We start from the raw sequence: 25,600 nt of genomic DNA on the forward strand, positions 1-25,600 counted from the left end.
AACAGCGCTATGCATCAGATTCTATTCAATCTACAATCTCATTGATTATTAAAATAGCTTTTTTGTACTCAATTAAAAACGCGTGAAAAACCACTCTGATTTTTAAATCAGATTTGATTTCTCACGCGCTATTCTTATATTAAATACCTAAATTATCTTTTATGTTTGTCTCAATTTCATTTAATGAATTTTCACTAGGTACAAAGTAATATAGTCCGTCATCTTGAATGCCACCTTGGCCTTCTAATTGATGTCTATTTACATTGTCATTTGCATCTTTATAATTACTTCTTACTTTATTTAATTCACCGACTGATAAATCTGTCTTCACATTATCTTCAACATGATTCATTAAAGAATTAAAATGCGTAATAGAACTCACACTTGTAAGTTTATTGGCAAGGCCTTGAATAACGAGTTGTTGACGTTCTTGACGTCCAAAATCGCCACCAGCTCCATCTTCTTTACGACTTCTGATAAACGCCATGGCTTCTTTACCATCCATTTTAGACCGTTCACCTTCAGTAAATTGATAACCGTCATAAGAGAAAGTTGCGTTACTTGTTACTGTAATACCACCAACAGTGTCAATCATATCTTGCATACCATCCATATCAATTGTTGCGTAATGGTCAATCGGTACATTTAATAATTTTTCTAGAGACTTCACTGCCATGTCAGGCCCACCATATGCATATGCGTGGTTAATTTTTTCAGTTGTCCCTTTACCAACAATATCTGCTTGTGTATCTCTAGGTATACTAACGATTTCAGTTGTTTTCTTTTCTGGATTAACGGATAGTACCATAATCGTGTCACTACGTTGTCCACCGCCGTTAGCATTTCTTTCGGCATTAGAATCTACGCCAAATAATGCAATAGTAAATGGATCTCCATCATCCAAATTCACATTTTTATCTCTTAATGATGATTTATCTCTATCAAGAGGGTTATGGATAGATCCTCCAACAGAAAATATTTTATAGCCAAGATATATGACTGCAATTAATGCTAGCATCACTAATATGCCTATAAACCACAAGAAAACTTTTGTCGGTAAGCCCATTTTTTTATTTTTTTCAGAACGATTCACTCTTATCATTCTCCATTTCTATGTCAATTTTCTACTCTATTTAATAATACATTATATAGTAATATAATAAATAAGACATAGTTCTTTAGACCTATTATTTATTTAATAAATAATAAAACTAAAACATTTTTTGTGATTTCCTAATTTTTATATCCATTACCTGAATTAAGTACATCTAACATATGTGTATGACAAGCTTTATTACTAATAATAAACGGACCTGCTGTTGAAAAATCTAACTTTGTATTATCCAATGTGGTCATTTTCAAGCCAAGTTCACTTGCAAATAAAAATTGTGCTGCTATGTCCCATGGCTTCGGATTCGTGTTGACATGTGCACCAAACTGACCTTTAATTACACGTATTGAATCTAGTCCACATGAGCCAATACAACGGTATCCAAATGATGCCTCGTTCAAATCTTGAATCGTTTCATCATTAATTACTAATGGATTATAAGAAATAATCGCATCTTTTAACTCGATATCTTCTGGCGATGATAATGGCTCGCTATTTACATAAGCTCCGAATCCTTTGACTGCTTTATAAAGTTTGCCATGTGGATAATCATAAATATATGACAGCATAGGCTCACCTTCTACAAAATACCCTAAGATAATACAATAATCTTCTTGTTGCTTAACTAAGTTGGTTGTACCATCGATTGGATCCATAATCCAAACATGACCTTCTTTAGCATTGATTTCACTATTAGACTTCTCTTCTGCAAATAACTGATGACTAGGATAATGTTCTTTTAAAAATGACTCGAACTTTTGTTGAATGGATTTATCTACATTGGTCACTAAATCAAACCTGTTTTTTTTAGTACTTGTAACCATATCATTGATTAACTTTGGAATAATGTCATCTAACGTATTAAACCAAGCATGAATTGAATCATCTATTTTAATAAGTTGTTCTTTTTCCATATGAGATACACCTCTTCATTTAAATAATATAAACCGAACCTATATACGCTATATAATTGTTTTATTTTATCACAGAATCCGCATTGAAATACATGTTATTTGGCTACGATTAAAATACAGTTAATCAAAATACCATTTATATACTCAATAATTACAAAATAAAACCGACTAGCGTCGCTAGCCGGTTAAATAGAAAGGAAAGTAAGTAATAAATATTGAAGATGTTTGATTAGTAACTCGAACAAATAGATGTTAACAAAACTATATGTAATAGCCTACCCCTTTGCCATCTATTCGCTACCCCTTTGTTACTAATTATATACTAACATAACCTCCTCATAAATGTAAGCGTTTTCTTTAAATTTCTCGAAAAAATTTTTCTAAATGTCGTCATTGTCACTTTTGTGATATAATAAATGTAATATGTAATCATTTGGGAGGTAACTTTCTAATGAATAAACGCGAAAGACAAAATAAACTTGTTCTAGCTATTCAAGAGAATAGACAGATTACTGCTTCAGAATTAGCGACGGATTTAAATGTATCTAAAAGGACGATTTTAAGAGACATTCAAGATTTAGAAGATCAAGGTGTTAAGATTTTGGCAAAACATGGTAAGTTGGGTGGTTACCAATTGCAAGAAACACCAAATAGTTATGAAATTGAGCTAACTGAAAACCAATTATCTGCTTTATTCCTAGTTTTGAATGAAAGTCAATCTTATTCAACACTGCCTTATAAAGAAGAAATAAATGCAATTATTAAAAAATGCTTAAATTTACCTTATACAAAAATGAGACGTTATTTAAAAAAATTAGATCGTTATATTAAATTTGATCATAGTGAACATCTCAATTTACCCCATATATTCTCAGAGGTACTCATCTACTGTACAGAAAGAAATGTGATGGCCGTGGAATATAATAATCGTACTGATATTGTAACTGAAAATGTTATTTTCATTGGATTACTTTGTGATGAAGGACTTTGGAAGGCTGTCATTTTTGAAATTGGACTTGGTAAAACAAATGAAATACCGATTGTTGATATTCATGATATTTCGTATTCTTTTGGCAAAACAATCAAAACACAAGATATTACCGTCAATAATTATCAACAATTTTTAAATCCAACTGAGTCCTAATGTTCAGTTGGATTTTCTTTATCCATATATTTAATAAAATATAATTATCTATACCTCCACTACTCAGTTAATTCTGTACTCTACTTCTTCTAATTAACCTACTTTTAGACACTACTAAAAACTTCATCTATAATTCTGCCATCGCATTGTAAAATTTTAAAAACCCTTCGCTTATTTATTGTTTATTATGCCACAATTTAACGAAAGGATGATTCTATGTATCACCTAGAATTTCACAACTTAGAAAAACGTATAACCAAGTTACTCAATTTAATCGAGATATATAAATTTGCTTATGTTACCAATCATAAAAAGAAACTTCAATATAAACAGGATGTTCATGATTTTATAGAGCAAGAATATACTGAATTTAAACAAGATGCTTTGTATCAATTATCCCTTTTTCATTATAATTACTTTACTTTTTTAAGCAATCAAATGGAACAACCGCTCGACGAATTAACGATCGGCAATACCACGAAACATATCGAACTTATCCAACAACGTTTAATGCATATCCATCAAGTACTTTCCTATTATTTGTAATAAAATTTCATTTTAAATAAAAATAGAAATTCAAATTGTAATACTTTTTCATATGTTGTACAATGAAACCGATTACAGCATTAAAGGAGTGGTAAAAATGCATGGTTTTTCTATTTATCTTGGTCAATCCATCGATAAATCATATATAAGACGCATGGTTGATTTAGGATACACGACTATTTTCACTTCAGTTCAAATTCCTGAAGACAATGAGAATACTAAATATCGCTATTTGGGAGAACTTTTAGACTATCTATCAAACGATCAGCTGACTTATATGATTGATATCAATCCTTCATTGCTGAATCAATCTTTCTATCAATTCTTGAAGCAATATCAGCAGGCGCATTTTATTATTCGCGTAGATCATAGTACTTCTATTGATATTGTTAATGAAATTATTGAAAATGGATTCCAATGTTGTCTCAATGCCAGTATTGTATCCGAACAATTGTTGCAACAGTTATATACTCAGTTAAATGATTTTAGTTATATATGCTATTGTCATAACTATTATCCTCGTCCAGATACTGGATTAACGACAGATTTTGTTAACGCTCAAAATAAATTAATTTTGAAATTTAATCCTAATGCCAATATCTATGGCTTTATAGTTGGAACTACAAAACGTGGCCCACTTTATAGAGGATTACCAACACTCGAATGCTCGAGATATATGCACCCCCTTAAAAGTGCTCAACTATTACTAGATCAATCAGTAAACCATATCATGGTTGGCGATACACAAATAACACAACGATACGCTCATAAACTCATATCACTTTTAACACAAAGACATTTCACTTTATCTATCACATTAAAAGACTTACAAGTTGAATCCATATTATCAAAACGACATAGCGTCCGTATCGATAACCCAGCAAATGTACTGCGCTCACAAGAAGCACGTCATTATTGTCAATCAGATATAAAACCTCAATTTAATCATATCCGAAAAACAGGCGCTATTACCGTAGACAACCAACTCAATGGTCGCTATCAAGGAGAACTGCAAATTATCAAGACAGATTTACAACCTCACGAACATATCAATGTTGTTGGTCAAATTATTGACGATGATATACCGCTCATTGATTGCTTACGTCCTAATGATACCTTTGAATTTATTATACAAACAAGGAGCTGAAATTTATGAATAATTCTATGACTGAAGCAAGAAATGAAGCAACCATGCATTTAGATGAAATGTCCATTATACAAGCCTTAGAAACTATGAATGCTGAAGATCAAAAAGTACCCCAACAAATTCATGATATATTACCAAAATTAGCAGAAGTAATTAAAGTTACAACGGAACAATTTAAACAAGGTGGTCGCATCATTTATATCGGGGCTGGAACCAGTGGTCGTTTAGGTGTCCTCGATGCAGCAGAATGTGTACCGACTTTTAATACTTCAACTAATGAAGTTATTGGACTCATAGCTGGTGGACAACGTGCAATGACAGTAGCAGTTGAAGGTGCAGAAGATAGTGAGTCGCTTGCGCGTGAAGACTTAAAACATATACATCTAAATGAAAAAGATGTTGTTATTGGTATTGCAGCTAGCGGCAGCACGCCCTATGTTATGGGCGGACTCAAATGTGCTACAGAGATTGGAGCACACACAGTCGCTATATCTTGTAACACAAACACCAAAATAAGTGACCTAGCACAATATCCAATCGAAGTGAATGTAGGACCAGAAGTGTTAACTGGCTCAACAAGATTGAAATCTGGAACAGCGCAAAAGTTAATATTGAATATGATTTCCACAATTACAATGGTAGGTGTTGGTAAAGTTTACGATAACCTCATGGTAGATGTAAAAGCAACAAACCAAAAGTTAATAGATCGTTCCATACGGATTATTCAAGACATATGTGACATTTCATATGATCAAGCGCAATCACTTTATGAATCCGCTGATCAAAACTTAAAAGTAGCCGTCGTCATGCATCTCTGCGATATTAATAAATCTGAAGCCGTTACTCGACTTAACGATAATAATCATATCATTAAAAAAGCAATACAGAATTAATTCACCACGATATCACTAAGCAAATTTATTCAAGAATGATTACCTGTATTCAATATAAGAGGAGGTTATATTATGACAAAAGAGCAAATATTAGCAGAACATATCATTGACGCGGTTGGTGGCATCGATAATATGGATAATATCATTAATTGTATGACTCGCGTTAGAATTAAAGTACTCGATGAAGATAAAATTGATTACGAACAACTAAAATCAATTAAAGGTGTTATGGGCGTAGTTAAAGATGACCGTGTACAAGTCGTTGTAGGGCCAGGAACGGTTAATAAAGTGGCATCTCACATGTCCGAATTAAGCGGTGCCCCTTTAGGAGAAACAATCAAACATAAATCGAAAGACTACCGTGCAAATGCCGAAGCACAAGCCCAAGCAAATAAATCTGAATTCCAAAGTAAACAAAAACGTGGTAAATTCAATAAATTATTAAAGACCATAGCTAATATTTTCATACCTTTAATTCCTGCATTTATTGGTGCGGGTTTAATTGGTGGTATCGCCGCTGTATTAAGTAACTTATTAGCAGCAGGACAAATTTCTGGCGAGTGGGTAACTCAACTTGTTACGGTATTTAACGTTATCAAAGATGGTATGTTAGCTTACCTCGCTATCTTCACTGGCATCAATGCTGCAAAAGAATTTGGTGCTACACCTGGTTTAGGTGGCGTCATCGGTGGTACAACATTATTGACGGGATTAACAGACAAAAATATGATTACTAATATTTTTACTGGTGAACCCCTTCAACCTGGCCAAGGTGGTATTATTGGCGTAATCTTTGCAGTTTGGTTACTCAGTATTATAGAGAAACGTCTACATAAAATCGTCCCTAATTCAATCGACATTATTGTTACGCCTACAATCACTTTATTTATCATTGGTTTGTTAACAATCTTTATATTTATGCCTTTAGCTGGGTTCGTTTCTGACGGACTTGTTACTGTGATTAACGGCATCATCGATATTGGCGGCGTCTTTAGCGGCTTTATTATCGGTGCATTCTTCCTACCATTAGTTATGTTAGGATTACATCATATGTTTACGCCTATTCACATTGAAATGATTAATCAAACAGGTGCTACTTATTTACTTCCTATTGCAGCAATGGCAGGTGCTGGACAAGTTGGTGCAGCGCTTGCACTTTGGGTAAGATGTCGTAAAAATACAACCTTAAGAGACACACTGAAAGGTGCTTTGCCAGTAGGATTTTTAGGCATTGGAGAGCCATTAATTTATGGTGTGACATTACCACTAGGCAAGCCATTCATTACTGCTTGTATTGGTGGCGGTATTGGCGGTGCAGTCATAGGTGGTATTGGTCACATAGGCGCAACTGCAATTGGACCAAGTGGTATTTCTTTATTACCTTTGATTTCAGATCATATGTATTTAGGTTACATTGCAGGACTACTCGCAGCATATGCAGGTGGTTTCATATTCACCTATTTCTTTGGTACAACGAAAGCTATGCGAGAATCTGATACACTAGGTGATTAAAATGACCAACGTACTTTATAAAATTGATAGCAATTATAATCAATTAACTAAAAGCGAGAAAAAAATCGCTGACTTCATACTAAATACACCGCATAAAATGATAAATATGTCTGTCCAAGATTTATCAAATGAAATTGATACAAGTACAGCATCCATTGTTAGATTTAGTAAGAAAATAACTGGAAAAGGATTTCAAGAGCTTAAAATCGCTATATCTCGTTATTTACCTAATAATGCAATTAACAATAATCATCTAGAACTTGTAGATAATGAATCTGTAGATACACTTAAAAACAAAATGTTATCTCGTGTCACTGATACGATGAATTATGTATCTAATCATATTGATGACCAAATGATAGATTACATATGTGATACGATGAAGCGTGCACGTACAATCTTTCTATTTGGCTATGGTGCCTCTCTCGTGATAGTGACTGACCTTTTCCAAAAATTATCGCGCATAGGACTTAATGTTCGTCTACTTCAAGAGACGCATTTATTCATGTCGACGCTAGCTACCCATGATGAACGTGACTGTATTATTTTTGTTACGAATCAAGGTAGTCATAGCGAAATGCAATCCATGGCAAAAGTCGCTAAAGATTATACGATACCTATTATTACAATTTCTAGTTCAAATGATAATCCAGTTGCTAAAATATCAGATTACACCATTATTTATGGTCAAACAGATGAAAATGAATTGCGCATGGCTGCCACGACATCTCTATTCGCACAATTGTTTACTGTTGATATTTTATATTATCGCTATATTGCCTTAAATTACCAAAGTGCACTGGATTCAATTACACAATCTAAAATGGCTTTAGATAATTATCGTAAGCATTTATCTACCATTCGGTTTAAACACTAATTACTTTTTACAAATAAAACACTTTCCCTAATGATCACATTGTATTGTGAACTTAGAGAAAGTGTTTTATTTGTTTTCTTAGTTATGAAATTGAATTAAGATGATTGATCATTTTTGAAAAAATCAAAGATGTTTTTGGCATTATCTGTATTATCAATGTTACCTTGGAATCGGTCACTACCTGCACCAAATGCATAAGTATTTACATCTTCACCAGTATGACCATACGTTGTCCATCCAGTGTTAGACTTATCGTTAATTGGTTTTTGTACTGCATCTTGTAGTTTTTGTAATTGATCTTTATATTTTTCGTCATCTTCATCAAGATCTTTTAATTTTTTAGCTTCTTCATTAATTTTATCAATTTGATTTTGTTTTACATCAAATCCATAACCCTCTTTAATGACTTTCGCAGCGTCTTTACCACTAGCAATTTGCTTTGTCATATAAGAACCTGAATGTTTCATTGAGTGAATGGCATCTGGATTCCAAACGTAGTCTTTACCCTTAGCAATGGATAAACCACCTGTTGAATGGTCAGCAGTCGCAACGACTAGCGTATCTGGATTTGCTTTAGCGTATTGTGTTGCATAGTCAAATGCTTTTTCAAAACCTTGCATTTCAGACATTACGCCAGTAACATCATTAGGATGACCAGATTTATCAATTGAAGCACCCTCTACCATTAAGAAGAATCCTTTATCATTTTGTTTCAATTTATTAACAGCAGTATCTGTCATATCAACAAGTTTTGGATTTTGTTTTGATGCATCAATTTGTAAAGGCATATCATTATCTGCAAATAAACCTAGTATTTGCTTGCTATTAGAGTTTTGCATTTGCGATTTATTCTTCACAATATCATAACCATCTTTTTTGAATTTATCTGTGAGGTTACCATTCTCTTTTCCGAAATATTCAGCACCGCCACCAAGTAGCACGTCCACTTTGTGTTGGCCATTTATTTTAGCATTATAAAATTGTTGCGCAATTTCGTCTTTTTTATCACGATCATCAACATGTGCCGCATAAGCTGCTGGTGTAGCATCCGTAAGTTCAGCAGTAGACACAAGTCCAGTTGACTTACCATTTTCTTTAGCTTGTTCTAAAACAGTTTTAACATCCTTTTTATTTTCATCAACACCAATTGCACCATTAAATGTTTTATGACCAGAACTAAAAGCAGTTGCCCCTGCAGCTGAATCCGTTACATTTTCTTTTGGATCATCTGAATTTGTACGTTGGTTGCCTGCTAAATAATGATCAAATGCTGTTTTATCCATTTCTTTTGTTTCAGGATTATCTGCAAAATAACGGTATGCAGAGTTATATGAAGGTCCCATACCATCGCCCACAAGGAAAATCACACTTTTAGGATTTTTAGTATTTCCCATATATGAAACTTCATCATTTTGATTTGAATCTTGTCCTCCGCTTGATGCATAAGTTGGTTGTGCACTCCCCAATGCTGTACTAGCCACAATTGCACTTGCTACAGAAATAGTTGCTAACCTATTGAAGATTTTCATAAATTAATAACTCCTTTAATATGTATTATCGTGCTACACATTCAGTTTAAAACACTAGTTTTGAGTGAACATTTTAATATAGTTAATTTTCTGTAAATTAACTATATTATGAATATAAATAGCTTATTAATAAATATGAAACCTTTTATGTTGAAATTATTTTAATAAAAAAACAAACAGAGCCTGAGACATCTATTTTTGTCTCAGACTCGTTATACTTCAATAAGCATTCAAGCTATTTCTGATATTTACTTTACTTATATCAGTTTGTCTTTACTCAATTTATGATAGCCTTTTAAGAAAAAGAATAATGTCATAAATAATAAGAATATAATACCAATTACAACTGAAACGACGGTTTCTTTATTAAACAACATACCGATCAATACCATTATAAAGAATGCCATCGTAATATAGTTTGTTATAGCACCACCAGGCATCTTGAACGGGTGACCATCTAATTCGTCAGGATGATTTTTTCTAAATCTTAAATGACTAATTAAAATCATAAACCACGGTACCATACCAGGTAAGATTGACGCACTATATACGTAAACAAAAATACTGTCTGCACCTTTAATGAATAAAGGTAAGATAACATTTAATAATGCACCAATTAAAATACCCATTGCAATGGCAAGTACAGTCCAAATTGGAACACCATTTTTCATAACTTTACCAAAGAATTTAGGTAACATGCCTTTTTGAGATAAGTTCAATGTCATACGACTAGCACTGAATATACCTGAGTTACAACCTGACATTGCTGCAGTCAATACAACAAAGTTAATTAAACCAGCTGCAAAGGTAATACCTACTTTCGCAAATGTTGCTACAAAAGGACTACCTATGTTTCCTAATTCATCCCATGGATAAACAGTAACAATCACAAAAATTGCACCAATATAGAAAATTAATATACGCCAGATAACACCATTAACCGCACTTTTAATATTTTTCTGCGGATCTTTCGTCTCACCAGCTGTAATACCAATTAATTCCACACCTTGATATGAACCAATAACAATTGATAGCGCAAAGAAGAATCCAATCCAACCATTAGGCATGAAACCACCATGTGACCATAAATTAGATAAGCCGATCGCTTCTCCACCATTACCAAGTCCAAAGAAAATTAATCCAAAGCCAGCAACAATCATTAATATAATTGTTACAACTTTAATCATTGCAAACCAGAATTCAAATTCACCGAACGCCTTAACAGATACAAGGTTTGCACCTGCTAATAGTGCAACCACAATAACACCAGGAATCCACTGTGGTAAATCTGGGAACCAGTAGTTCATATATTCTCCAACGGCAATGACCTCACTCATTCCTACAACAACCCATTGGAATATATTACTCCAAGCTGTTAAGTACCCTGCCACTGGATGTATGTAATCACTTGCAAAGTTAGCAAAAGAACCAGAAGTTGGATGTAAGTAAACCATTTCTCCCATTGCTCTCATTACTAAGAATAAAAAGATACCTGCAATTAAATATGCGAATATCACAGAAGGACCTGTCCATTTTATAGTGCTGGTTGCCCCCATAAACAATCCAACACCGATTGTTCCGCCAAGAGCGATCATACGCATTTGACGAGCACCTAATCCCCTTTGTAATTCATTATTTTCTTCCATCATTCAAACCCCATCTCTTTCAAATATAAGTAAATTTCATTTCACTTATTATGTCGCTATTATACTATAAATTCAAAAAATTTAAACAATTATTTTGAATTATGTAAGGGCTTACATTTACCGTCATTAATTGTATGCGATTTTAGTAAAAAAAGCAAAGTCTTTTTTTATTATTTTATTACTTCAATCCTACATTTTTTAAATATAGGTTTTAAACACCTATATAAATAGGTTTTAAAGAAAGCACCATATCACTATCCATCAGTACTTTGCGCATGATATTCAATGATTGAGGTTCATAAGGAAAATTCATTTTATTCAAACATCGCTTAAATACTTTATAGCTTATCAAAATATATTTTGTGAAAATATTCACAATTTAATCACTTCGTAGTATACTATGCTTAATTAAAGAAAGTGAGGATAATAAAGTGAACGAAAAAAATGTTAAATGGGATAAAGTCTTTTACGGTAAATCTTGGATAAATCATGTAGTAGATACAATAAGAACAAAGGATATACTTCAAAGTTTTTATTTCAAACGTTATTTACTTCGCGCCATCATGGCTGGATTTATATTAGGTGTCATCACAGTATTTGTATTACTTATTAAAGCTTCTCTTGATACACATGTTCCCACAGGTGTTATCAATTTAGTGGCTGCTGTCGCATTTAGTTTTGCGCTTGTTTTAATACTATTTACAAATTCAGAGCTACTGACAAGCAACTTTATGTATTTTACTGTTGGTTTATATTATCGCGTTATCAGTCCAACTCGTATTTTAAAAATCTTCATGCTTTGCTTCATTGGGAATGCCTTAGGTGGCCTAGTTTTCTTTCTTATATTAAAAGGCTCTGATGTTATGACAGTTGATATGTTTACGCAATTAGAGGCAACCATTGAACATAAAACATTATCTTCAAGTTTGATAGCGATATTAATTAAAGGTATTTTTGCAAATTTCTTCATTAATATTTCTTTAGTCATTGCGATGCAAATAGATGATATTTTAGCTAAAATGTTTGTCATGATGTTTGGTGTGTCAATTTTTGCATTTATGGGTTATGAACATGTCGTATACAACACTGTCCTTTTCGCAGGCGGTCTCATTTATCATAGTAACGTATTAGCTTTAACTCCTGCAGTTATCAATCTGATTGGTGCAGGTATTGGGAATTATATCGGGGGTGGTTTAATTATAGGTTTATTCTATGCATATTTAAATGATCACCATCAATATGATCACGAAGTATCAACTAAACCAGTGAAACATTAACTTAAATACGTTGTATGGTATACTCTTTATTAGATTTGATTACAAAGGAGTTTTATATGAATCAACACTTACTGAAACGTACAATTACGATTTCCATCATTTTTGGTGTGTTATTTTTCGTATTAAATTATTTTAGTGGTTCCGATAGTTCCATTGGGCAACTCATATTAAAAAGTATACTTGTCATCGTTGTCTTTGGCATTTTATATTTTGTGCTTTTCTCTATAGTAAATTCACCTGAAAGAAAATATAAATTTGGAATAACCATTCCAATCGCATTACTTATTGCAATACTCATTAGTGCGATATTCTCCGCTCTGAAAGTAGGTATTGTCATTGGCTTAATTCTCGGGATTATTGCTGGTTATGTATGGGAATTTATTGCAAAAAATAAAAATGGTGGTGACAAATCATGAGTATTATCTTAGGCGTTGTTGTTATGATTTTGTTAATCGTAAGTTTGATACCCAACCTTAAAGCTGTTAAAAAATCAAAAGAAACAGGTGAAAAGAATCCTCGTTTTGCCATTATGGTGGGAATCGATGCGATTCTACTTATTCTTGTTATCGTAACACTTCTATTTAAATTTTTATCATAGAAACATAAAAAGGCTGCCGTGTTTTAACACGACAGCCTTTTTTAATATCAAAATTGATTTTGTAAGACAAAATAATAAAGCGCTGCTGCGCCTAATAAATAAACTAAAGTACCCACCATAAACGAACGGAAATGAATATGAAACGGTATCTTTTTATTAAAAATAGGTCCTAGTACTAAATTACCAATCGCTAATACGATAGGTCCACCTAAGAAAAACAATATCAAATAACCATTCATAGTATTAACCCCTATTATTTTCAAAACATAATTTTATAATCTCTTCTGCAGATAAATCTTTTCCTATATAAGCAACCTCATTAAAATCTTGTAATTCTGTCATCTCGTTTGTATTAACAATGACATCTAATCCTGCGGTAACAGCAGCCGTGGCACCATTAACAGAGTCTTCTAACGCAAGACAATTCGTAGGATTGTAATTTAGTTTTTGCACTGCTGTTAAATATGGATCTGGATTCGGTTTAATTGCTGCAACATCCTCACGTCCTACAATAATATCTATATAAGCATCTAAACCTAAGTTTTTAAATGTTGGCAGAATATCTTCTCGATAACTACTTGTTGCGATTGCCATTGATATATGGCGTTGTTTACAATAATCCATTAACTTTTGTACAGATTCAATAATCGGTAAATCCACACTTGTTTCATGATGCTCTTCATAAATTTTATTTTTATTGTCAATACCAAGTACTTCCTCTAAATAATTATGTAATGCGGTTGCAGCACCACCAATTGATTGTCGATAATAGTCTAAGCTAATTTCATTTTGCTTATGCTGTTTTAAATGTTTATTGATGATTTCAAATAGATGTTTTTCTGTATCAATCATCGTACCATCAAAATCAAATACCACTGCTTTATACATGAATATGCCTCCAATAATTGCTTCACAATTCAATAATTTAATCGTTTCTATTTAGTACTAGCTTATCATAATTTCAAGTGTAATTAATCTTCTTTATCTTATCAATTTCACACCAAAAAAAGTGGGTACCTAAATTCACTACTTAAAGTCGTAGTGTCATTTGTGTACCCACTGTTGATTAAGATTTTAACGTTTATTCCAGTATTTTGCTAAAATTGGACCTGTAATATTATGTACTAAACTAAATACTGCACCCGGAACAGCTGCTAGCGGACTAAAATGCACAGTCGCTAACGATACTGCCAGACCAGAATTTTGCATCCCAACTTCAATAGATACTGCTTTCTTGTCTGCTTTCTCTAGTTTAAATATACGTGCTAGCGTATAACCAAGTGTATAACCTACTATATTATGCAAGATAACAACAGCAAAGATTAATAAACCAGTTTCAAGAATCTGTGATTTACTCCCTCCAACGACTGATGCTAAAATTAATGAAATAGCAACTACAGATACAATTGGCAATGCCGTAGCAGATTTGGCCGCAAAATTCTTGAATACCTTTTGTAATATAAAACCAATCAATATCGGTATCAATATAACTTGAATGACTGACCAAAACATACTCATGAATGAAACTTGTAGCCATTCATGCGCAAATAAATATATTAATGCTGGTGTCATAATTGGCGCAAGTAAAGTTGAAACACTTGTGATGGCAACTGATAGCGCAACATTCGCATTAGCTAAGTAACTCATAACGTTACTTGATGTCCCTCCTGGACAACAGCCTACTAATATAACACCAATTGCAACTTCTGGTGGTAAATGAAATAATTTTGCTATTAAAAATGCCGTTAATGGCATAATCGTATATTGTAAAATGACGCCAATAATAACTGAACGTGGCGACTGAAATACAATTTTAAAGTCTTTGGGATTAATTGTTAACCCCATCCCCAACATCACAATACCCAATAAATATGGTACCCATCCGCTCAATGTAGCTAACTGTGCTGGAAAAATAAATCCAATAATTGCAGCAATTAACATCCATACTAAGAATGTGTTGGTGGCAAATCTACTAACTTTTGATAACATCCTAAACACTTCCCTCTATGTATTAACAAAGAAAAATGTATCATACTTTAAGCCCTTAAACAACTGAATTTTCTAAATATTCTAATTTTTAAAATACTAGTGTTTAAATTTTTTTCAACTTCATTCTATAGACCTAGTGCTTACTGTAAAAAAGAGTGGTACAATCTAATAGAAATATAAATATGTAAAAATTTAAGTGTAATAGAATATTATGATTAATAACGATAAAACACTTTATATAGATATTGGGGGTATAATATGTTTTTAGATAAAACTGAAACGTTTGTGTTAAATATTGAAGGTCTTGGTAAGCGCGTGACGAGAAAGCACTTAACAAAACTTTTAAAACAAATTCACTTTTGTAATTCTTTTAAATTCACTATTTTCAAGAAAAATAATTTATATGCTTTAGAGATAAATTTACCGAAACAACAGCTACCATATTTGATTAGCTTTTTAAGTTTTCATAATTATGCCATCTATCAAATACTAGAAAGTGCACATTCAGATGAACTGTTAGCATTAGATCACTTATTATTATCATCGAAACGTTTTGAATTAGTCGTAGATGGTCTACACGATGCATTTATAAAAGATAAAGTCATCGACATCATGAATTTAATCAATCAAACTGACTATATCTCTTATACCTTCAATAGAAACAAGATAAATGTTTCATGTTCACCTTCTATATTTGCAAAATTAATATATTTAGTTGCAACGCATAATATAGATGTACTCGGAGCAGTATACCAACCAAGACTGATGCATAAAGTAAGAATTTCATAAACTTCACATAAATTTGGAATAAGGATGACATATCGTTTTTTCTAAAATAGCATTGACATGAAATAATTCCAATATAACTAAGTAGAGTCTGAGACAAAAATAGATGTCTCAGACCCTTTTTCATTTAGGCAGTAGATGACTGAAGTGAAAATGTAAAGAGCCTCAGGCATAAATAGATGTCTCAGGTTCTTTTTAATTTAGGCAGTAGATGACTGAAGTGAAAATGCGCTTATATCAAGCTATTTTCAATCCTAGTCATCCTTGCCGGGGTGGGACCACGAAAGCTCTATTAGAAAATATGATTTCTGTCCCACTCCCTAAAATCCACTATACTTTACTGCGATTCATTGACTATATTTTCAAAAGCCTCTCTTACTTGTGGCACAGACATACCCACAACGACTTGTACGTTCTTACCACTCTTAACTAATCCATGCGACATTTGGTTATGCGTAAAATACCCACTATCTTCTACTTTCTCTGGATCATTAACAGTCAATCTCAAACGTGTCGTACAATTAGTAACATCTTTAATATTTTCCTTACCACCTAAGCCCTCTAAATAATAAATTGCTTTATCTTCATACTCATTTCCAGTAGATGCAGTTGTTTTTGTTTCTCCTTTTTTATCTTTATAATCATGTTTACTATACAATTTCACATCTTCTTCATCTTTTTTACGACCAGGAAGTGGAATATTGAATTTTAAAATTAAAAATCTAAATAAGAAGTAATATATTGCTGTAAATATAAGACCAATAATTATTTGGAATACGTATGTTAGCCAATGGTTTTGTGCTAAAGGAATCCAGTTTGTTGCGAAGAAGTCTAAAAGTCCCCCGCCAAAATTACCGACAAGACCAAATCCATACATTAATGTATCCATTGTAGCAGCTAATAATGCATGTAATACAAATAAATAAGGTGCAATAAATAAGAATGTAAATTCTAATGGTTCCGTAATACCTACAACGACTGCAGTTAATGTTGCTGGTATAAGTAATGCTGCAATTTTCTTTTTATTTTCTTTAGGTGTCGTAGAGTACATTGCTAAAGCAATACCAATAGCACCAAATACTTTACCATTACCTTGTAGCATAAAGCCATAAGGAAATTGTTCTTTTAATGGTTTCGTACTCTTAGCAAACTCATTGACATGTTCGAACCATTCGGCTTTCAAACCGTGATTAACCACTACTGGGCCGACTTCAATTGGTGCATAAATGAAATGATGTAGGCCAGTTGGAATAAGCACTCTCTCTAAGAAATGGTACAACCATACACCAATATAACCTGAACCTATGATAAATCCTTGTAATGATGAAATGCCTCCTTGTACAGTTGGCCAAATAATACAAGTAATTAATGCAACTGGCAACATAACAAAGAATGAAATCGTAACAACAAATGTCAATCCTTGGAATACACCTAACATTTCAGGAAGACGTTTACTGTAATAGCGATTATGTATCCAAGTTATGATACTGGAGATGATAATACCGCCTAATATGTTTGTATCGAGCGTTTCAATACCAGCAATCGCTTTAAGGCCTGTTACATTTTCAACACCTTTTTCCAAATTTGCGCCAAATGTATGTGGCCATTGCGTAAGTATTGCATTGATAAATGTATTAAACATTAAGTAACCCATTAATGCAGCTAAGGCAGCGTGTCCTGGTGCTTTCTTAGCTAATGATAAAGGTAAACCTACTACAAAGACGATTTCCATGTGATTAAATATCGTCCAACCACCTGATTCAATCACAGACCAAATCTTAAACCAATTCGTTCCTTCTTCTGCAATACTCCCCATAATTGATGGATTTTTAAATAGTGTTGCAAACCCAAGTACAATACCGAAGAAAGCAAACATTAATACAGGTACGATCATTGCACTGCCAAACCTTTTAATTGCGTTCATAACTATGTTCCCTCATTTCCTATCAGTTCAATTTTCAAAAATTTAAAACATCTATACTTTATTATTATATTCAATCGTATTCATTGCTTATGCTTAATATTAAAGGAAACGCTTACATAAAAACAATAGTTTGACGTCATTTGGAATAATTTTGTATAATCAGATTATATTTTCAAAAGTCGAAAATATTTTCATGAAGTGTGAGGTGATTACCATTGTTTTTAGATGAACGCGTCAATAATAACTTTAATAAATTAAACGAAAATGATTTACATATAGCACATTTTATTAATACACATATTAATCAATGTAAAACGATGAAAATACAAGAATTAGCTGCGAATACCCATGCATCCAATGCGACGATCCATCGTTTTACACGTAAGCTTGGGTTTGACGGATACAGTGATTTTAAATCTTATTTAAAATTTGAAACAGAACAATCACATCAGCTACCTTCCGACTCTATTGAAGGATTTAAACAAGAAATTGAAAATACGTTCACTTATTTAGAGCGCATTGATTATGAACTGATTACCGATAAAATTAACCAAGCCGAAACGGTCTATCTATACGGTACAGGTTTAGCTCAGATGAATGTTGCTCAAGAAGCACAACGGATTTTATTAACAATTCATAAGAATATTATTGTCCTACATGATGTTCATGAATTTAAAATGGTCTTAAATAAAGCAACACCGAAAGATATCTTTTTTATCATTTCGCTTTCCGGAGAAACAACGCAACTTTCAGATATCACTAATTTACTGCAACTGCGTCAAAAATACTTTTTCTCAGTAACTACATTGAAAGATAACACGCTAGCACAAAAAGCAAATTATAATATCTATGTTTCGAGTAATACGTTTTATCTCGTAGATGGTATAGATTACTCTAGCTTTATCAGTTATCATATCTTTTTCGAAACATTGCTACGGAAATATAATGAACGCCAAGAAAAAGGCGAACTCAACACACACTAAAAAAAGGACTTACAAGCAATCAATTCATTTAGCATGCTTGTAAGTCCTTTTTTTATTTGTATTAAAATGATATTTTGTCGTTTTTTATAATTATAATTCCGCTTCAAATGTTTCTAATGCAATTTGTAGTTTATCAAATAACATTTCAAAACCATGTGCAGTAGAATCATGGTATTCTTTTTTCTTTTGCTTATATTCTAATGTTGTAAGTCTACGTTCTCTAGGAACATACGCAATATAATTGAAAATCATTTGTGTGATGCCAGGTGCTCTTTCGAATATTTCAACTTCTATCGTATCTTCAGAATCACTTAGCTCTGGCATACCTATGGTCATTACAATATATTCAAAAGGCGTTAACGTACGATATGATCCTTGAATTTTATTTTCTTTGCCTTTTCTTACATCAATAATCGTATAGTTTCCATTTTGTTCAGCATCTACTTGTATTGATTTATTTGTTCTTTCTGTTGTCATAAACCATTGTTTAAGAAAACGTTCATCTGTCCACGCTTGATATAACAATTCTGGTTCAACTTTAAATAATCGTTCAAGACGTATCTCAACATTTTCATTCTCTACATTATATTTAGCCACGATGGATTGTTCACCTACTTTCACTCTTATTTCTATTCTAACGCATTATACAAGACTTCTAAACTATAATCATACGAAATATGAGTGGTTTGTATGATTTTATCAAACTTTCAACAACTTTATTTTATCGTTAATAGTCAGTAAACGTCAAAATTTTGCATTCTTAAATCTTTAACAATTAGGATTAAACTTAATAAAGCATCGTGTACTACGCCGTTAGTCTATACTTAAAAAAGAGAGTCAGAAATCAAATAATACATAAGATTCCCCACTCTCTCAATTTATATTAAACTTAACAATTTTGCATGACGACTGTTAATCATCCATACATATGAAATATTCACTTCACATGATTGTTAGGGTTTATTTCTTGTCCAATCTCGGCAATCTAAAGGCGATAGCAATCAGACCACAAATCCCTAATATCATCGGATAAATCGCATACGGTACCAATTCAAACGGTGATATAGATGCCACACCTGCTGCTGCAATAAGCTGTGGACTATACGGTAATAGTCCTTGGAAACAGCTTGCAAACATATCTAGAATACTTGCTGATTTACGCGGATCTACACCATATTCATCTGAAATGTCTTTAGCTAATGACCCTGCCATTAATATAGAAATCGTATTATTAGCAGTTGAAATATCGGCCACACTCACTAAGCCAGCAATTCCTAGTTCTGCGCCACGCTTAGATTTCACTCTATTACGCACAAAATTAAGTAACCATGTAATACCACCATTGTGTTGTATCAATGCCACTAGACCACCAATTAATAGTGCAATAATGGCAATATCCTCCATGCCAATAATCCCTTTAGAAATAGAGCTTAATAACCCAATCCAATCAAAGGTACCATAAAATAAACCTATAATTGCCGAAAGTATAATACCGCCAATAAGTACAATAATAACGTTGACGCCGAATAATGCGAGTATGAGTACAAATAAATAAGGTACTACTTTTATAAGATCATAATCGTAGCTCTTAGATGCATCAATTTGTGCTCCATTTGTTAAAAACCAAAGTACAATGACAGTAAATATGGCACCAGGTAACACGATTTTGATATTCACCTTAAACTTATCACTCATTTTTGTTTTTTGAGTTCTTACCGCAGCTATCGTTGTATCTGAAATCATTGATAAATTATCACCAAACATCGCCCCACCTACGACCGTCGCCATAGTGATGGCTGCAGAGACATCCGTTGCTTGGCTTAGTCCAAAGCCAACAGGCGCTATAGCTGCTACAGTGCCCACGGATGTACCCATAGAAAGTGACACGAACATACATATCACGAATAAACCTACAATGATTAAATTCTCAGGAATCAAAGATAGTCCCAAATTCACTGTAGATTTTACGCCACCCATATCTTCAGTTGTTTGCGAAAACGCTCCTGCTAATAAGAAAATGAGCATCATTAGTATAATATTGGAATGTCCTGCACCCTTAGTAAAAATTTCAACTTTCTTTTGAAATGATTCTTTTCTATTTAATACAAGTCCCACAATTGTCGCTACTAGTATCGCAACATTTAGGGGCATTGTAGTGAAATCGCCGGTAATGATACCAACACCTAAAAACATACCCACAAAAATAATTAAAGGTATCAGTGCCCATGCATTACCTTTCTTTGTCTCCTCCATACAAAACCAACTTTCCTTTAAGTTCAAACAGAACATCAATTTTTCTACCATTAAATAAACTTACTCAAATAAAAAACTCTTTCCAATTGAAGAAAGAGTAAACTTTGTACATTTATTCTTATCTTCTAGCATAAATGATGCTACTGGAATTGGCACACGCATAATCATGTTGCCGAAGTATCCACAGGCCAGTCCCTCCACTTCTCTTGATAAGTTATTTAATTTATTTTTCACAGTACAATATTAAATTAGTTTCGTCAATTACTGTTTTAAATTCTTGCTTAAACTTTAACAAATCTTAACAATTAGCTGATGAGCTAATGACTTCAGTCTTATCATTTATAAATTACTCTGTTGGTCGATTAATCGTAAATGATTGTCCTAATGCAGCATAATCATTTCCAGCTAAACGTGCCACAGGCGCTAATGCTTGTGCATCTATTTTACTATCATCAAAGTAAACTGCCTCATCAATGTGATACATCACAACCTCACCAATGATTAAATCTGATCCTTCTTGAGCATCGCCTAATGTAACGATTTGATTTAGTTTGCATTCCATTCGAATTTTGGCTTGTTCCACACCTGGTACAGGCACGACTTCTGATTTCACACATGTCAACTGCGTTCTTTCTAATTCATTTAGTGTTCTGTCTATAGGTGCAGCCGTTTTATTTATTTGTTCTACAGTCATTTCATCTGTAATATGAACTACAAATGAGCCTGTTTCTTCAATATTTAACGATGTATCTTTGCGCTTTCCTTGTGAACGTGCAGTAGAAATCATAATCATAGGAGGTGCGCTGCATACAACATTAAAAAAACTGAACGGTGCAGCATTTAAATTCCCATCTTTATCCTGTGTTGTCACAAATGCAACTGGTCTTGGAATAACACTACCACTTAGTAATTTATAATTCTGTTGTTTCGTTAATGTGTTTGCGTTATATTGTTTCATCCACATTTATACTCCTTTTAAAAATAATAAAAAAGCGAGACAGAAACCAAACATTGAATTTGATTTCTCAATCTCGCCCATATAACGTCGGCTATATGACTCATTGTAATATTCGCTTATCAAGCTAGAAGTCACAGGGTTTAGATGATACAACTTTAATGTGATTGAATCATCTCCACATTAGCTGTGACGTTTCATATAACCTAGTCTAACTGAGTACCACCTGTCACACCATATACTTGACCTGTTGTATAACTGGATTCTTCAGCTGCCAAGTGTACATATGTGCCTGATAATTCTACAGGTTGACCTGCTCTGCCCAAGACTTCCTTTTGTCCAAAGCTCGGAATTTTAGATTGCGGTTGACCACCAGAAATTTGTAATGGTGACCAAAATGGTCCTGGCGCAACACAATTCACACGAATGCCTTTCGCACCGAGTTCTTCGGATAGACTTTTCGTTAATGAAATAATCGCAGCTTTTGAAGCAGCATAATCATGTAAAATTGGGCTTGGATTGTAACCTTGAACTGAAGAGGTCAGCGTAATGGTTGCACCAGCTTGTAAATAATCTACTGCTTTTTGAACTGTCCAAAATATTGGATAAACATTCGTCTCAAATGTTTCTGAAAACGAAGCTGTGTCAAAACCTTTTATGCTTTCTCTATATTGTTGATGACCGGCGACAATGGTTACATTGTCTAACCCGCCAAGTTCGTTGTAAGCTGTTTCAACTAAATCGTAATTAAATTGTTCATCTCTAATGTCACCTGGAATTAAGACAGCTTTTCTTCCTGCTGCTTCAATGACTTGTTGTACTTCTTCTGCATCTTGTTGTTCTGCTGGAAGATAATTAATTGCTACATCAGCGCCTTCCTTAGCGTAAGCAATAGCTGCTGCTCTGCCTATAGCTGAGTCTCCACCAGTAACTAACATTTTATAATCATTTAAACGACCATAACCAGTATAGGATGTTTCACCACAATCAGGCTTTGGATCTAACTTACTTTGTAAACCTGGAACTGGTTGTTCTTGTTTTGGAAAATCTTTATTTGAAAATTTAGTTCTTGGATCTTGACCTGCCATTAAGAACACTCCTTAAATTATGAACTAGTTATTAAATACCCAACATTTCTATTGTCTAATCATAATTTAAGTATATTGCCTTAATTTTCATTCAATAATTTTTGTACAAAAGTAACAAAATAGTCAGGTACTTTTTCTAAAATACGTTCATCTGGGTCATATTTTGGATGGTGCAAATCATATTCACTATTAGAACCAATAAAGACAAATACACTTGGATACTTATTAGAAAAACCAGAAAAATCTTCGCCAATCGTCAACGGTTTATCCATAACACTGACATTGTATCCAACTTCTTTGGCAATTGCTATTGCATCATTTGTTAATTGCTCATCATTAACCACAGCACCAGGCAAGCGGTGATAAGACGTTTCAATGTCTACGCCAAATACTTCAGCAAGTCCGCTTCCAATGGCTCTTAATCTTTCTTCAATCAGTACACGTTTATCTTCATCAAAACTTCTCACAGTACCTTGCACATAGGCTTCGTCTGCAATAACATTCCATGTATTCCCACATGATACTTCTCCAATTGTAACAACTGCATTATCAAATGCTGATAAATTTCTACTCACAATAGACTGAACACTATTAATCAACTGTCCCAATACAATCATTGGGTCGTTACCTTGTTCTGGTTTAGCAGCATGCGCACCTTTACCTTTAATTTTAAATTCGAAACGGTCTACAGAAGATGTGATAACCCCCGATTTAACCGCAAATTCTCCAATATCTAACGTTGGATAATTATGATAACCTAACACGGCTTTCGCACCGTCAATTGCACCTGTATTAGCAACTTTCACTGCGCCATAGCCCAATTCTTCTGCAGCTTGAAAAATAATGCGCACGCGTCCGTTGAGTTGATTTTCTATTTCTTTTAATCTCACTGCGACCCCTAGCACACTAGCCATATGAATATCATGTCCACATGCATGCATCGCACCTTCATTGGTCGAAGTGAATTCATGTTTCACTTGCTCATCTATTGGTAGTGCATCAATATCTGTTCTAACTGCAACGAATTGATCACCTTGTCCAACCTCTGCAACTAGTCCTGTTTCTAATGGTAAATCTAAAACTTTAATATCATATGATGCTAAGATGCGTTTGATACGTTTTGTTGTTTCATATTCTGCATCTGATAGCTCTGGATATTGATGAAATGTTCTTCTCCAATTTATGTAGTCTTCGTATTGTGGCATTATATGTCACGTCCTTTCCTTTTATTAAACCCTTGAATCAAATAGTATAGTAAACTAACAAGCACAACCCCGGCCGCTAGGTTATTCGTACTTAAAATAATCAACATTGTAAGTACAACGATCGCCCCATGCTTTATTGGAGATACCTTAACAAATGAAATCGTTCTCCTATCAAATGTATTAAGGGAAATCGTTATTAATACAGTTGCTAGCACTGCCATTGGTATTTGACCGATAATATCTCCAAAAACGAATAAGCTAATGAGTAAAAAAGCACCCGTGATCAATGTTGATACCCTCGATGTAGCTCCCATCGTTGCATTAAATCGCGATTGACCCACAAGTGCGCTACCACCATAGCCACCAAATAAAGCGACAATTGTATTAGCAATACCTTGCCCTATCGTTTCTTTATTTTTATCACTTTTAGTGGTAGTAACTGCATCCATCATCCGCGCTGTTAATGTCGTTTGTACAACAGCAACAATTGCCATTGTCACTCCATACATGCTTGAAATACCAACGATATGCATATCATACATTGCATCTGGAAATGACAGCATCGGTACATGAATATGCAATGATGCTAAATGGTGTACATAGACAATATCTGGTTTAAGCCACCATGCACATATCGTTAAAATAATAATCGCAATCAATGGTGCCGGCATAAATCTGATATATCTTTGTGCTAACCAAATAATTAAAAAAGATGCCACCGCTATGACATAGGTCGCGTTTGAAATATTTAGTATATTTTTTAGTTGCGATGTAAATAACAATACACCTAATGCATTCATAAAACCTATAACAACACCTGTGGGAATATAATCTAATAATTTATTGATTCGGCAAATACCCATCAAAATTTGTATTATTCCCATAATTAACGTAGCCAATATTACAGCGGGCATACCGTGGCTAGACATAAGCGGTGCGACAACTAAAGAAACACCACTACTTGGTGCTGACACCATTAATGTTCGATTGCCGGTCAAACTTATAACTAACATCATAAGTCCAGTACTTAGCATACCTATGGTTGGACTTACACCTGCAATAAAGGAAAAAGCAATTGCACCGGGTAGTAACGCGAGTGCCAACAAAATACCTGCAAGCATATTGGTGACTAATGCCCCGTGCCACTGATTAAAATAACTTATGTGACGCACATTCATTGTCACCTCCAAATTGCTTTAACCATATGGTATCATAATTGTCGA

25 protein-coding genes and 1 riboswitch are annotated in these 25,600 nt (G+C 33.5%); of the genes, 11 read left to right on the top strand and 14 right to left on the bottom strand.

The window, feature by feature from the left end; translation table 11 throughout:
• Positions 1 to 139: 139 nt before the first annotated feature.
• Both ACP7BT_RS07325 and ACP7BT_RS07330 read right to left on the bottom strand, forming a co-directional pair.
• Positions 140 to 1,093, bottom strand: coding sequence for an LCP family protein (locus ACP7BT_RS07325; protein WP_037537872.1), 954 nt, complete (start codon positions 1,091 to 1,093; stop codon positions 140 to 142).
• Positions 1,094 to 1,233: 140 nt separating this feature from the next.
• Positions 1,234 to 2,025 (bottom strand): inositol monophosphatase family protein, encoded by a 792-nt coding sequence (locus ACP7BT_RS07330; protein WP_002482550.1) that lies wholly within the window; start codon positions 2,023 to 2,025, stop codon positions 1,234 to 1,236.
• A 451-nt stretch (positions 2,026 to 2,476) separates the two neighbouring features.
• On the opposite strand from ACP7BT_RS07330, the gene ACP7BT_RS07335 reads away from it, so the two are divergent.
• The 6 genes from ACP7BT_RS07335 (at position 2,477) to ACP7BT_RS07360 (ending at position 8,144) form a co-directional block, all read left to right on the top strand.
• Positions 2,477 to 3,169, top strand: coding sequence for a helix-turn-helix transcriptional regulator (locus tag ACP7BT_RS07335; protein ID WP_002482549.1), 693 nt, complete (start codon positions 2,477 to 2,479; stop codon positions 3,167 to 3,169).
• Positions 3,170 to 3,385: 216 nt separating this feature from the next.
• Entirely contained in the window at positions 3,386 to 3,715 is a 330-nt protein-coding gene (locus tag ACP7BT_RS07340; protein ID WP_011302542.1) for a hypothetical protein, read from the top strand.
• A gap of 97 nt (positions 3,716 to 3,812) precedes the next feature.
• The gene (locus ACP7BT_RS07345) at positions 3,813 to 4,862 is read left to right on the top strand and encodes a MupG family TIM beta-alpha barrel fold protein (RefSeq protein ID WP_041079144.1); all 1,050 of its coding nucleotides are present in this window, start codon (positions 3,813 to 3,815) and stop codon (positions 4,860 to 4,862) included.
• A 5-nt stretch (positions 4,863 to 4,867) separates the two neighbouring features.
• A complete protein-coding gene (gene murQ / locus ACP7BT_RS07350; RefSeq protein WP_037537869.1) occupies positions 4,868 to 5,755 on the top strand; it encodes an N-acetylmuramic acid 6-phosphate etherase in 888 nt (295 codons plus the stop codon).
• A 72-nt stretch (positions 5,756 to 5,827) separates the two neighbouring features.
• Positions 5,828 to 7,267, top strand: coding sequence for a PTS transporter subunit EIIC (locus ACP7BT_RS07355; protein ID WP_002482546.1), 1,440 nt, complete (start codon positions 5,828 to 5,830; stop codon positions 7,265 to 7,267).
• Between the two features lies 1 nt (position 7,268).
• Complete coding sequence (locus ACP7BT_RS07360) at positions 7,269 to 8,144, top strand: MurR/RpiR family transcriptional regulator (RefSeq protein ID WP_041079145.1); 876 nt, start codon at positions 7,269 to 7,271, stop codon at positions 8,142 to 8,144.
• 95 nt (positions 8,145 to 8,239) lie between these two features.
• On the opposite strand, the gene ACP7BT_RS07365 is transcribed toward ACP7BT_RS07360, so the two are convergent.
• Both ACP7BT_RS07365 and ACP7BT_RS07370 read right to left on the bottom strand, forming a co-directional pair.
• The gene (locus tag ACP7BT_RS07365) at positions 8,240 to 9,673 is read right to left on the bottom strand and encodes an alkaline phosphatase (RefSeq protein ID WP_041079146.1); all 1,434 of its coding nucleotides are present in this window, start codon (positions 9,671 to 9,673) and stop codon (positions 8,240 to 8,242) included.
• 257 nt (positions 9,674 to 9,930) lie between these two features.
• Complete coding sequence (locus ACP7BT_RS07370) at positions 9,931 to 11,319, bottom strand: amino acid permease (protein WP_037537857.1); 1,389 nt, start codon at positions 11,317 to 11,319, stop codon at positions 9,931 to 9,933.
• Between the two features lie 431 nt (positions 11,320 to 11,750).
• Between ACP7BT_RS07370 and ACP7BT_RS07375 the strand changes: the two genes are divergently transcribed.
• The 3 genes from ACP7BT_RS07375 to ACP7BT_RS07385 are packed head-to-tail and all read left to right on the top strand — an operon-like array spanning position 11,751 to position 13,194.
• Positions 11,751 to 12,596: a formate/nitrite transporter family protein gene (locus ACP7BT_RS07375; RefSeq protein WP_002482542.1), complete on the top strand. Its 846-nt coding sequence runs from the start codon at positions 11,751 to 11,753 to the stop codon at positions 12,594 to 12,596.
• Between the two features lie 56 nt (positions 12,597 to 12,652).
• Complete coding sequence (locus ACP7BT_RS07380; RefSeq protein ID WP_002482541.1) at positions 12,653 to 13,012, top strand: hypothetical protein; 360 nt, start codon at positions 12,653 to 12,655, stop codon at positions 13,010 to 13,012.
• Positions 13,009 to 13,194: a hypothetical protein gene (locus tag ACP7BT_RS07385; RefSeq protein WP_002482540.1), complete on the top strand. Its 186-nt coding sequence runs from the start codon at positions 13,009 to 13,011 to the stop codon at positions 13,192 to 13,194. Before ACP7BT_RS07380 ends, ACP7BT_RS07385 begins: the two co-directional genes overlap by 4 nt.
• 47 nt (positions 13,195 to 13,241) lie before the next feature.
• Here the strand turns inward: ACP7BT_RS07385 and ACP7BT_RS07390 are convergent, their stop codons facing one another.
• The 3 genes from ACP7BT_RS07390 to ACP7BT_RS07400 form a co-directional block, all read right to left on the bottom strand.
• Entirely contained in the window at positions 13,242 to 13,433 is a 192-nt protein-coding gene (locus tag ACP7BT_RS07390; protein ID WP_002482539.1) for a hypothetical protein, read from the bottom strand.
• 4 nt (positions 13,434 to 13,437) lie between these two features.
• The gene (locus ACP7BT_RS07395; protein WP_002482538.1) at positions 13,438 to 14,082 is read right to left on the bottom strand and encodes an HAD-IA family hydrolase; all 645 of its coding nucleotides are present in this window, start codon (positions 14,080 to 14,082) and stop codon (positions 13,438 to 13,440) included.
• Between the two features lie 186 nt (positions 14,083 to 14,268).
• The gene (locus ACP7BT_RS07400) at positions 14,269 to 15,183 is read right to left on the bottom strand and encodes a bile acid:sodium symporter family protein (protein WP_037537856.1); all 915 of its coding nucleotides are present in this window, start codon (positions 15,181 to 15,183) and stop codon (positions 14,269 to 14,271) included.
• Positions 15,184 to 15,441: 258 nt separating this feature from the next.
• Between ACP7BT_RS07400 and ACP7BT_RS07405 the strand changes: the two genes are divergently transcribed.
• A complete protein-coding gene (locus ACP7BT_RS07405; protein ID WP_002482536.1) occupies positions 15,442 to 15,972 on the top strand; it encodes a hypothetical protein in 531 nt (176 codons plus the stop codon).
• Positions 15,973 to 16,306: 334 nt separating this feature from the next.
• Here ACP7BT_RS07405 and ACP7BT_RS07410 read toward each other — a convergent pair whose 3' ends face one another.
• Positions 16,307 to 17,893, bottom strand: coding sequence for an alpha-glucoside-specific PTS transporter subunit IIBC (locus ACP7BT_RS07410; protein ID WP_041079148.1), 1,587 nt, complete (start codon positions 17,891 to 17,893; stop codon positions 16,307 to 16,309).
• 215 nt (positions 17,894 to 18,108) lie between these two features.
• On the opposite strand from ACP7BT_RS07410, the gene ACP7BT_RS07415 reads away from it, so the two are divergent.
• Positions 18,109 to 18,876: a MurR/RpiR family transcriptional regulator gene (locus ACP7BT_RS07415; RefSeq protein ID WP_002482534.1), complete on the top strand. Its 768-nt coding sequence runs from the start codon at positions 18,109 to 18,111 to the stop codon at positions 18,874 to 18,876.
• Positions 18,877 to 18,966: 90 nt separating this feature from the next.
• Here ACP7BT_RS07415 and ACP7BT_RS07420 read toward each other — a convergent pair whose 3' ends face one another.
• The 6 genes from ACP7BT_RS07420 to ACP7BT_RS07445 form a co-directional block, all read right to left on the bottom strand.
• On the bottom strand, positions 18,967 to 19,473 hold the full coding sequence (locus ACP7BT_RS07420) for an SRPBCC family protein (protein WP_037537852.1): 507 nt from the start codon (positions 19,471 to 19,473) through the stop codon (positions 18,967 to 18,969).
• 363 nt (positions 19,474 to 19,836) lie between these two features.
• Positions 19,837 to 21,129, bottom strand: coding sequence for a Na+/H+ antiporter NhaC family protein (locus ACP7BT_RS07425; RefSeq protein WP_041079151.1), 1,293 nt, complete (start codon positions 21,127 to 21,129; stop codon positions 19,837 to 19,839).
• A gap of 115 nt (positions 21,130 to 21,244) precedes the next feature.
• Positions 21,245 to 21,345: riboswitch (SAM riboswitch) on the bottom strand.
• 130 nt (positions 21,346 to 21,475) lie between these two features.
• On the bottom strand, positions 21,476 to 22,087 hold the full coding sequence (locus ACP7BT_RS07430) for a flavin reductase family protein (protein ID WP_041079152.1): 612 nt from the start codon (positions 22,085 to 22,087) through the stop codon (positions 21,476 to 21,478).
• 203 nt (positions 22,088 to 22,290) lie between these two features.
• Complete coding sequence (locus ACP7BT_RS07435) at positions 22,291 to 23,172, bottom strand: SDR family oxidoreductase (protein ID WP_002482530.1); 882 nt, start codon at positions 23,170 to 23,172, stop codon at positions 22,291 to 22,293.
• Between the two features lie 80 nt (positions 23,173 to 23,252).
• Complete coding sequence (locus ACP7BT_RS07440; protein ID WP_002482529.1) at positions 23,253 to 24,377, bottom strand: amidohydrolase; 1,125 nt, start codon at positions 24,375 to 24,377, stop codon at positions 23,253 to 23,255.
• Positions 24,377 to 25,555, bottom strand: a complete 1,179-nt coding sequence (locus tag ACP7BT_RS07445) for a SulP family inorganic anion transporter (protein WP_002482528.1) — start codon at positions 25,553 to 25,555, stop codon at positions 24,377 to 24,379. Before ACP7BT_RS07445 ends, ACP7BT_RS07440 begins: the two co-directional genes overlap by 1 nt.
• Positions 25,556 to 25,600 lie beyond the last annotated feature (45 nt).

The sequence above is a fragment of the Staphylococcus sp. Y174-1 genome, assembly GCF_049897865.1.
Taxonomy (GTDB): Bacteria; Bacillota; Bacilli; order Staphylococcales; family Staphylococcaceae; genus Staphylococcus; species Staphylococcus saprophyticus.